This window comes from Sphingopyxis sp., assembly GCF_016463645.1.
In the GTDB taxonomy this organism is placed as follows: domain Bacteria; phylum Pseudomonadota; class Alphaproteobacteria; order Sphingomonadales; family Sphingomonadaceae; genus Sphingopyxis.
Window position 1 is genome coordinate 44,133 of the sequence record NZ_JAEMQX010000014.1, and the last position, 8,601, is coordinate 52,733.

The window sequence follows — 8,601 nt, forward strand, 5'->3', positions numbered from 1 at the left end:
GCCTTTTCTGTCTCTCGAAAGAGGCGAAGCGCTTAAGCTTCTTCGGCTTCGTCCGCAGCCGGAGCCTCGACCGGCAGGTCCGAAGGCGGCGTCGCGTCTTCGAACTCGTCCTCGCTGTCGGGTTCCAGCGCCGAAGCGACGGCTTCGGCCTGTTCTTCCTCGAACATCGCGGCGATGACGTCGATGCCCTGCTTCTGCATTTCGGCTTCGTCGGGCGAACGCGCGACGTTGACGCCGACGGTCACGGCGACTTCGGGGTGCAGCTTGACCTTGACGTCGACGAGGCCGAGCGACTTGATCGGACGCTCGAGTTCGACCATCGACTTGGTCACGCCGACGACGCCGTCTTCGGCGAGCGCGTCGACGATGTCGCGGACCGAAACCGAACCGTAAAGCTGGCCGGTGTTCGACGCCTGACGGATCAGGACGACCTGCTTGCCGTCGATGTCCTTGGCGCGGCCTTCGGCGTCGGTGCGACGCTCGGCGTTGTCGGCCTCGATCTTCGAGCGGTTGGCTTCGAACAGCTTGCGGTTCGCGTCGTTCGCACGAAGCGCCTTGTTGTTCGGCAACAGATAGTTACGGGCAAAGCCGTTCTTGACGGTGACGACGTCGCCGATACCGCCCAGTTTCTCGATACGTTCGAGCAGGATGATTTCCATCGGTCCGCCCTCCTTACTTCACGATGTAGGGGAGCAGGCCGATGTGGCGCGAGCGCTTGATCGCCTTCGCCAGCTCGCGCTGCTTCTTGGTGGACACCGCGGTGATCCGCGACGGGACGATCTTGCCGCGCTCCGACAGGTAGCCCTGGAGCAGGCGGACGTCCTTGTAATCGATGACCGGTGCGTCCTTCGCGCTGAAGGGGCAGGTCTTGCGGCGGCGGAAAAAGGGTCGTGCCATTGTGCTGTTCCTTATTCTTCGCCGTCGCGGTCACGGCCACGGCCGCCGCGGCGTTCCTGCTTGCGCATCATCACCGACGGACCCTTTTCGAGTTCGTCGACCTTGATGGTGAGCCAGCGGATGATATCTTCGTTGATCGCAGCCTGACGCTCGATCTCTGCGATCGCTTCGCCCGTGACTTCGGCCGACAGCATCACATAGTGACCCTTGCGGTTCTTCTGGATCTTGTAGGCGAGCTGCTTGAGGCCCCAGGTCTCGGTCTTGTGGACCGTGCCCTTGAATTCGCCGATGACGTTGGTGACGGTTTCCGCCAGCGCATCGACCTGAGCCTGGCTCAGGTCCTGACGCGCGATAAAGACATGCTCGTAAAACGGCATGGTTTGCGTCCTTCGATTTGGCCGATCGCTGATTTCGCGCCAATCGCGAAACCCCTCCGGCTGTCGTCCAGCTTCGCATATTGGTGCAAAGCAAACGGGGCGAACGGCACAAGGCCTCGCCCCGAATGAGCGCGCCTATACAGATTCGCGCGCGGAAATCAAGCGTGGAGGGCGAGCTTTTCCAGCAATTCGCGCCCGAATTCGGTGAGCGTATCGTCGCGCGCGCCGAGGATCAGGATGCGGTCGCCCGCCTTCGCCGCGTCGAGCATCGCCGCGCCGCACGCCGCGCGGGTCACAAGATGCACCGCATCGGCCCCGCCGGCGACGATATCGGCGACGAGCGCCTCGCTGCCGATGCTGCGGTCGACGGTGCCGCCGAAATAGACGGGGTCGCAGACATGGAGCTTGTCGCCGTCGCGCATTCCCTTCGCGAAACTCGCCGCCAGTTCCTTGCCCATCTGACGGAGCGGGCCATAGCCGTGCGGCTGGAAGAAGAGCAGGGCACGGCCCGGCAGTTCGGCGACGGCGGCGAGCGTCGCCGCGACCTTGTCGGGATTATGCGCGAAATCGTCGATCACGGTGACGCCGTTCGCCTGTCCCAGCACCTCGTAGCGCCGCGCGAGGCCCGCGAAATCGGCGAGCGCCTCGACCGCCTGCGCGACGGTCGCGCCCGCCGCATGCGCTGCGGCGATCGCGGCGAGCGCGTTGGCGGCGTTGTGACGGCCGGGCATGCGAAGCTTGACCCGATAGGCGGTGCCATCGGCATGGACAGCGAAGCGGCAGCCGTCTGGAAGCGCCTCGAAATCGCTGCCGCGCACCGTCGCCGCATCGTCGAAGCCGAAGGTCACCACATTGTCGCCCGACAGGAGCGGGACGGACTCGGCATCGTCGGCATTGACCACAGCGACGCGCGCCTTGCCCGCGAAGTCGCCGAACAGGCCGTGCAGTTCGGCGAGGCTCTTGTGATCGAGGCTGATGTTGGTCACGACCGCGACGTCGGGCGCATAGAGCGCGATCGACCCGTCGCTCTCGTCGACCTCGCTGACATAAAAGGCCTCGTCGCCCACCAGCGCGCTGGCAAAGGGCCGGTCGTCGCCCGAAAAATTGCGCATCACCGCGCCGTTCATCACCGTGGGCTTCTTCCCCGCGCTTTCGAGGATCCAGCCGATCATCCCCGTCACGGTCGACTTGCCGCTCGTCCCCCCGACGCCGATCGCCTTGCCCGCCGCGTTGAACAGCGCCGCATTCAGGTCGGCGCGCGTCATCCGCGGCAGGCCGAGCGCGTTGGCGGCGGCGATATCGGGCACGCTATCCTCGATCGCGGCCGAAGCGACGAGAATCTGCCCCGCCTGCGGACCGCTGCCGTCTTGCGGGAAAAAGGCGATGTCCTGTCCTTCGAGCCACGCGAATTTCCCGGGCGTCCGGCCCTGGTCGCGGCTGCGGTCGGAGCCCGAGACCGTGGCGCCGCGTGCCGCGACGATCATCGCGAGCGGCAACATGCCCGAACCGCCGATGCCGCAGAAGAAATAGGATTTGTTTTCGGCCATCGCGGCGCGATATGGGCTTGGCTCAGATTTGGCAAGGCAGGGCAGGGGACAGGATTTGCGCATCGGGATCGTCGCTCCCTCCACCCCGATCCTTCCGGACGATGCCGAAGCGGTGCGTGCGCTCGCCAGCCTCGGCTATCCCGACGTCGAGCTCGAATTCGATCCGCAATGCTTCGCCGTCCACGGCCATTTCGCGGGCGAGGACGGGCATCGTTTCGCCGCGCTCGTCGAAATGGCGAACCGCCCCGATATCGACGCGGTCTGGTTCGCGCGCGGCGGCTATGGTGCGTGCCGGATCGCCGAGGATGCGATCGCCGCGATGACCGACGCCGCGCGGCACAAGGCGTTTCTTGGCTATTCGGATCAGGGCAATCTGCTCGGCGCGCTCTATCGCGACGGCTTCGACCATGTCGCGCACGGCCCGATGGTCGCCGACATCCGCCGCGACGGCGGCGATGCGGCGGTGCTGCGCGCGCTCGACTGGCTCGTCGCGCGCGATCCCGCGGCGTGCGAAGCGGGGCTGGAGCATGGCGCGCGCCATGCCGCGTTCAACCTGATGACGCTCTCGATGCTGCTCGGCACCCCGCTCGAACCCGACCTTTCGGGGCATGTCCTGCTCGTCGAGGAGGTCAGCGAATATCTCTATGCCTTCGACCGCGCCTTCTTTCACGTTGCAAGCTATCTTGCGCCGCGCGGGATCGCCGGTATCCGGCTCGGGCGGGTCAGCGACGTCAGGGAAAACGACCGTCCCTTCGGCATGGAGGCCGAACAAATCGCGCAGGACTGGTGCGCGCGCGCCGGCATCGCGTTCCTCGGCCGGGCCGACATCGGCCACGACGCGGCGAACAAGGTCGTGCCCTTCGGCTTGCATCGCGCGGGGTGAAGGAATAGGCGCGGCCCAATTCCGAAATTACGCCAGGGGACGCAATATGCGCGCATTCATCTTTCCGGGTCAGGGCAGCCAGTCGGTCGGCATGGGCAAGGCGCTAGCCGACGCATCGAGCCACGCGCGCGAGGTGTTTCAGGAGGTCGACGACGCGCTCGGCCAGAAACTGTTCCAGCTGATGAGCGAAGGCCCCGAAGACCAGCTCACCCTCACCGAAAACGCGCAGCCCGCGATCATGGCGAACGCGATCGCGACGCTGCGCGTGCTCGAAAAGGAAGGCGGCGTGACGCTCGCCGCCAAGGCCGATTATGTCGCGGGCCACAGCCTCGGCGAATATAGCGCGCTCTGCGCTGCGGGCGCCTTCGATCTCGCGACCACCGCGCGGCTTTTGAAGACGCGCGGGCAGGCGATGCAGGCGGCCGTGCCCGTCGGCGTCGGCGCGATGGCCGCGCTGCTCGGCGCCGATATCGACACCGCGCAGAAGCTCGCGGACGCCGCGGCCGAGGGCGAGGTCTGCACCGTCGCCAACGACAATGATCCGTCGCAGGTCGTGATCTCGGGCCACAAGGGCGCGGTCGAACGTGCGGTCGCGCTGGTCAAGGACTATGGCATCAAGCGCGGCGTATTGCTGCCCGTGTCGGCGCCCTTCCATTGCCCGCTGATGCAGCCGGCCGCCGACGCGATGGCCGAAGCGCTCGGCGCGAACCCGCCCGCTGCGCCGCTGATACCCGTCGTCGCCAACGTCACCGCCAGTCCGGTGAGCGACGCCGACAGTATTCGCGACCTCCTTGTCCAGCAGGTGACCGGCCGCGTCCGCTGGCGCGAAAGCGTCGCGTCGATGGAGGATATCGGCGTTGCCCAGTTCGTCGAATTCGGCGGCAAGGTCCTCTCGCCGATGGTCAAGCGCAGCGCATCGGGCGAGGTCGAGACGGTGAGCGTCATCTCGATGGACGACATCGAAGCGCTGCTGAAAACCCTCTAAAGAATACACGCAGGGGCGCAGGGGCAGCGACGAAGAAGTTCACGCGGAGACGCGGAGACGCGGAGGGATTGTGCGGGACATAGATGTCGTAAGCGGCGATGTGCTTGATTTGTCCCTCCGCTTGCACCGCGATTTGGGACCGGGCTTACTGGAAAGCGTATACGAGACCGTGCTTGCCGGAAAACTGGTTGCGCTCGGATATCGGGCCGATCGGCAAATGCCGATCGATATATATTTCGAAGGGTCTCGCTTCGACGCGGCCTTTCGTATCGATTTGCTCGTCGATAACCGTCTGCTGGTGGAGATCAAATCGGTCGAACGGCTGAACCCGGCACATGGCAAACAGCTGTTGACCTATCTTCGCCTGACCGGCCAATCCGTCGGACTGCTAATCAATTTCGGTGGCGCGACGCTCAAGGAAGGCGTCCGCCGCATCGTCAACGATCATAAACCCTCCGCGTCTCCGCGTCTCCGCGTGAACCGGTAATCATCAGGAGAATAAGCTATGTTCGATCTCACCGGCATGACCGCCCTTGTTACCGGCGCCTCTGGCGGCATTGGTTCGGCTATCGCGCAGGCGCTCGCTGCGCAGGGCGCCCGCCTCGCGGTGTCGGGTTCCAACGCCGACAAGCTGAACGCCTTCCGCGACACGCTCGGCGGCGATCACGTCGCGCTGCCGTGCAACCTCGGCGATGCCGCCGCGGTCGACGCGCTCGTGCCGTCGGCGGTCGAGGCGCTCGGGCAGATCGATATCCTCGTCAACAACGCCGGCGTCACGCGCGACAATCTGATCCTGCGCATGAAGGACGACGAATGGTCGGACGTCATCCGCATCAATCTCGAGGCCAATTTCCGCCTCGCGCGCGCGGCCGCGAAGCCGATGATGAAGGCGCGCTTCGGCCGCATCATCTCGATCACCAGCGTCGTCGGGGCGACGGGCAATCCGGGGCAGGCCAATTATGCCGCGTCGAAGGCGGGCGTCACCGGCATGACCAAGGCGCTCGCACAGGAGCTGGCGAGCCGCGGCATCACGGTGAACTGCGTCGCGCCGGGCTTCATCGCCACAGCGATGACCGACGACCTGCCCGACGCGCAGAAGGAAGCGCTCAACCAGCGCATCCCGGCGGGCCGGATGGGCGAGGGCAGCGATATCGCGGCGGCGGTCGTCTATCTTGCGTCGAGGGAAGCCGCTTATGTCACCGGCCAGACGTTGCATGTGAACGGCGGGATGGCCATGCTGTCCTGAGGGGCGATCCTTGCGGACCGAAGGACGAGTCGATGTTGAAGAGCTTGATGGCGGGCGCGGCGCTGGCACTTGCGGCGCTTCCCGGGGCGGCCGCGGCGCAGGAGGGCGAAAAGCTCGATTGCGTCGTCGGGTCGGTGTCGGCCGATACGCGGGCTTCGATCGGCGAGGCGATGGCGGGCGGGGGCGACGAAGCGTCGCGCGAGGCGCTGTTCAGGAAACTGGCGACGGTGACCGACGGCTGCGTCGCGGCGCACGGCATCGCGGCGGAGCAGAAAGGGACCTATTTCGACTACAGCCTCGCGCGCATCTCGCGCGAATGGCTGGCGGCCGACATGGCGAGGGTCAATCTGTCGCCGGAGGTCGTCGAGAAGGCACTCGACTTCGGACCGACGGGCGCGAATCCCGACCTGTCGGGCGACATGACCGAAGAGCAGATCGTGAAGATCGTCCAAGCCTATATCGATGCCGGGATCGATATCGACAAGGTTGACGGCGCGGTCTGGGAAAAGGTCGGCGCCTATGCCGCCGCCGCCTCGATCTACTGGAACAAGCGCAAGCAGCTCGCGCCCTGATGGCGAACGGGCCGGATCCGGCTGAACCGGACCCGGCCCTCGGGACGAGCGGAGAGAGGGGTCAGAAGCTCGCCCGCGCGGTCAGGCGGAAATCGCGGCCCGCCAGCGGGACATAATCCTTGGTAAAGCTCGCGTGGCGGCGCGCTTCGACGTCGAAGATATTGTTCGCCGACAGGCTCAGCGTCAGATTTTTCGTGTCGGGCAGCGGACGCCAGCTCAGCGATGCGTTGACGAGCGTGAAGCCGTCGGTCGGCGTCTCGAACTGCGCGGTACGCGTCTGGTCGTCGGTCCATTCGACCTCGACGCGCGCATCGACGCGCTCGCCCTGTGCCTCGAGCCCGCCGAGGATGCGCAGCGGCGGGATGCGCGGCACGTTGCGGTCAAGACCGGCATTCTTGATCTTCGCGCGCGTCATGTCGGCGGTCACGTCGCCGACGATGTTGAACCCGCCGATCTGCGCCAGCCGCGCGCTCGCTTCGGCCTCGAAGCCATAGACGCGCGCGTCGCGTTGGAAATACTGGAAGACGGGCAGCTCATCCTCTTCGGCACCGGTTGCGGCCGAATAGATGAAATTGTCGAACCAGTTCGAATAGCCCGTGAGGCTGAGGTCGAAGCCGTCGGTCTTGAGCTTGAACGACGCTTCGGCGCCCCAGTTGGATTCGCGCTTCAGGCTCGGGTTGCCGACCTCGAAGCTCTGCGTCGCGATATGCGGCCCGTTCGACAGCAACTCCTCGGCCGACGGCGCACGCACCGCGCGCGAGACCGAGACGCCGAATTTCGCACCTTCGAAGATATCATAGGTCGCGCCGAGCGCGCCCGAGAAGCTGTCGAAATTGCGTTCGAAGCCCAGCGTCTGCGCGCGCACATTGGTCTTCTCATAGCGGGCCGCGGCTTCGAGTCCGAGCGGACCCGCCGTATATTCCTGCAGCGTGAACAGCGCGAACTGGTCGGTCAGATTGCGCGGCACGAAAGCTTCGGCGCCGATCGCGTTGAAATCGCGGTGGTTGTACTGGACGCCGCTCGCGCCGCGCCAGCCACCGCGGTCGTTCTGCGCCAGCTCGATCCGGCCTTCGATGCCCTGGTTGGTGAAGACCGTACCGACCTCGTCGCCCTCGAATTCAGTATGCTTGTAATCGGCAAAACCTGCACGGATGCGCAGCTTGTCGAAGAAACCGTCGCCCAGCTCGACCTCGCCGCGCAGGTCGGCGCGCCATTGCTTCATGCCGATCGTGACGGGCCCCTCGCCATGCTCATGGCCGCCCTCTTCTTCCTCGCCGCCATGGTCGTGCGCTGTGTTCGGGCGGTCGGGCACGCCGTAATTGGTGTCGAAATAGCCGACCGAAATGCCGAGCTGGCCGCCGTCGTTGATCAGCGAAATCCCGCCGCCCGCCGTCCACGTCTCGCTTTGCGTATTGTCGATCTTGCCGCGCTTGCCCGCCTGCGCGGTGAGTTCGGCCGCTTCGTCGAGGTGTCCCTCCTCGACCTCATGTTCGGCAAGGTGGAGCAGGTCGCCGCGAATGTCGGGGGCATAAACAAAACCGCCCGAGCGCGTGTCGCCGGTCTTGCGCCAGCTCCCGTCGAGGTGTGCGACGATCTGCGGACTCAGCGCGACGTCGATCGAGCTGCCGATATTGCGGTCGTTCGCAGCGGTGGCGTAGCCGCCGATCGCGTCGATATGGACGTGGTCGGCGGGAACCTTGCGCGGAATCCGGCGGTCGAACAGGTTGACCGCGCCGCCGATCGCCTGGCTGCCGAACAGCAGCACTGCCGGGCCGCGCAGGATTTCGACGCGCTCGACGGTCAGCGGGTCGATCGTGACGGCGTGATCCGCGGACGTGTTGGAAGCGTCGATCGATCCGATGCCGTCGGTCAGGACCTTGACGCGTTCGCCCGAAAAGCCGCGCAGGACGGGGCGCGACGCGCCGGGCGAGAAGCTCGTTGCCGACACGCCCGGCTGGCGGGTCAGCGTGTCGCCGATCTGCCCGCGGATGTCGCGCGCCAGTTCGTCGCCCTCGAGCACCGATACATTGCCCAGAATATCGAGGCTGCGGACATAGGGTGCGGTGACGACGATCGGTCCGCCGGCGTGCACAT

Annotated in this window: 10 protein-coding genes; 5 read left to right on the plus strand and 5 right to left on the minus strand. The window is 65.8% G+C overall.

The window, feature by feature from the left end:
- Positions 1–32: 32 nt before the first annotated feature.
- From rplI to JHC57_RS05590, 4 genes are all read right to left on the minus strand, one after another.
- A complete protein-coding gene (gene rplI, locus JHC57_RS05575) occupies positions 33–659 on the minus strand; it encodes a 50S ribosomal protein L9 (RefSeq protein WP_294029014.1) in 627 nt (208 codons plus the stop codon).
- A 13-nt stretch (positions 660–672) separates the two neighbouring features.
- Positions 673–897 (minus strand): 30S ribosomal protein S18, encoded by a 225-nt coding sequence (rpsR, locus tag JHC57_RS05580; protein WP_037554562.1) that lies wholly within the window; start codon positions 895–897, stop codon positions 673–675.
- Between the two features lie 11 nt (positions 898–908).
- On the minus strand, positions 909–1,274 hold the full coding sequence (gene rpsF, locus JHC57_RS05585) for a 30S ribosomal protein S6 (protein ID WP_294029015.1): 366 nt from the start codon (positions 1,272–1,274) through the stop codon (positions 909–911).
- Positions 1,275–1,432: 158 nt separating this feature from the next.
- Positions 1,433–2,821: a Mur ligase family protein gene (locus JHC57_RS05590; protein ID WP_294029016.1), complete on the minus strand. Its 1,389-nt coding sequence runs from the start codon at positions 2,819–2,821 to the stop codon at positions 1,433–1,435.
- A gap of 55 nt (positions 2,822–2,876) precedes the next feature.
- Here JHC57_RS05590 and JHC57_RS05595 point away from each other — a divergent pair, with 55 nt between their 5' ends.
- From JHC57_RS05595 to JHC57_RS05615, 5 genes are all read left to right on the plus strand, one after another.
- Positions 2,877–3,704 (plus strand): LD-carboxypeptidase, encoded by an 828-nt coding sequence (locus tag JHC57_RS05595; RefSeq protein WP_294029017.1) that lies wholly within the window; start codon positions 2,877–2,879, stop codon positions 3,702–3,704.
- A 46-nt stretch (positions 3,705–3,750) separates the two neighbouring features.
- Positions 3,751–4,689, plus strand: a complete 939-nt coding sequence (gene fabD / locus JHC57_RS05600) for an ACP S-malonyltransferase (RefSeq protein ID WP_294029018.1) — start codon at positions 3,751–3,753, stop codon at positions 4,687–4,689.
- Between the two features lie 70 nt (positions 4,690–4,759).
- Positions 4,760–5,176, plus strand: coding sequence for a GxxExxY protein (locus JHC57_RS05605; RefSeq protein WP_294029019.1), 417 nt, complete (start codon positions 4,760–4,762; stop codon positions 5,174–5,176).
- A gap of 18 nt (positions 5,177–5,194) precedes the next feature.
- Positions 5,195–5,935: a 3-oxoacyl-[acyl-carrier-protein] reductase gene (fabG, locus tag JHC57_RS05610; protein ID WP_294029020.1), complete on the plus strand. Its 741-nt coding sequence runs from the start codon at positions 5,195–5,197 to the stop codon at positions 5,933–5,935.
- Positions 5,936–5,967: 32 nt separating this feature from the next.
- Positions 5,968–6,507, plus strand: a complete 540-nt coding sequence (locus JHC57_RS05615; RefSeq protein ID WP_294029021.1) for a hypothetical protein — start codon at positions 5,968–5,970, stop codon at positions 6,505–6,507.
- Positions 6,508–6,568: 61 nt separating this feature from the next.
- Here JHC57_RS05615 and JHC57_RS05620 read toward each other — a convergent pair.
- Positions 6,569–8,601, minus strand: a 2,033-nt coding sequence (locus JHC57_RS05620) for a TonB-dependent receptor (protein ID WP_294029022.1), incomplete at its 5' end; no start/stop codon positions are given.

Excerpts from the sequence above, each read along its gene's own strand:
- rpsF (WP_294029015.1), bottom strand. The coding sequence starts at position 1,274 with ATGCCGTTTTACGAGCATGTCTTTATCGCGCGTCAGGACCTGAGCCAG.
- fabG (WP_294029020.1), top strand. The coding sequence starts at position 5,195 with ATGTTCGATCTCACCGGCATGACCGCCCTTGTTACCGGCGCCTCTGGC.
- fabD (WP_294029018.1), top strand. The coding sequence starts at position 3,751 with ATGCGCGCATTCATCTTTCCGGGTCAGGGCAGCCAGTCGGTCGGCATG.
- JHC57_RS05615 (WP_294029021.1), top strand. The coding sequence starts at position 5,968 with ATGTTGAAGAGCTTGATGGCGGGCGCGGCGCTGGCACTTGCGGCGCTT.
- JHC57_RS05590 (WP_294029016.1), bottom strand. The coding sequence starts at position 2,821 with ATGGCCGAAAACAAATCCTATTTCTTCTGCGGCATCGGCGGTTCGGGC.
- rpsR (WP_037554562.1), bottom strand. The coding sequence starts at position 897 with ATGGCACGACCCTTTTTCCGCCGCCGCAAGACCTGCCCCTTCAGCGCG.
- rplI (WP_294029014.1), bottom strand. The coding sequence starts at position 659 with ATGGAAATCATCCTGCTCGAACGTATCGAGAAACTGGGCGGTATCGGC.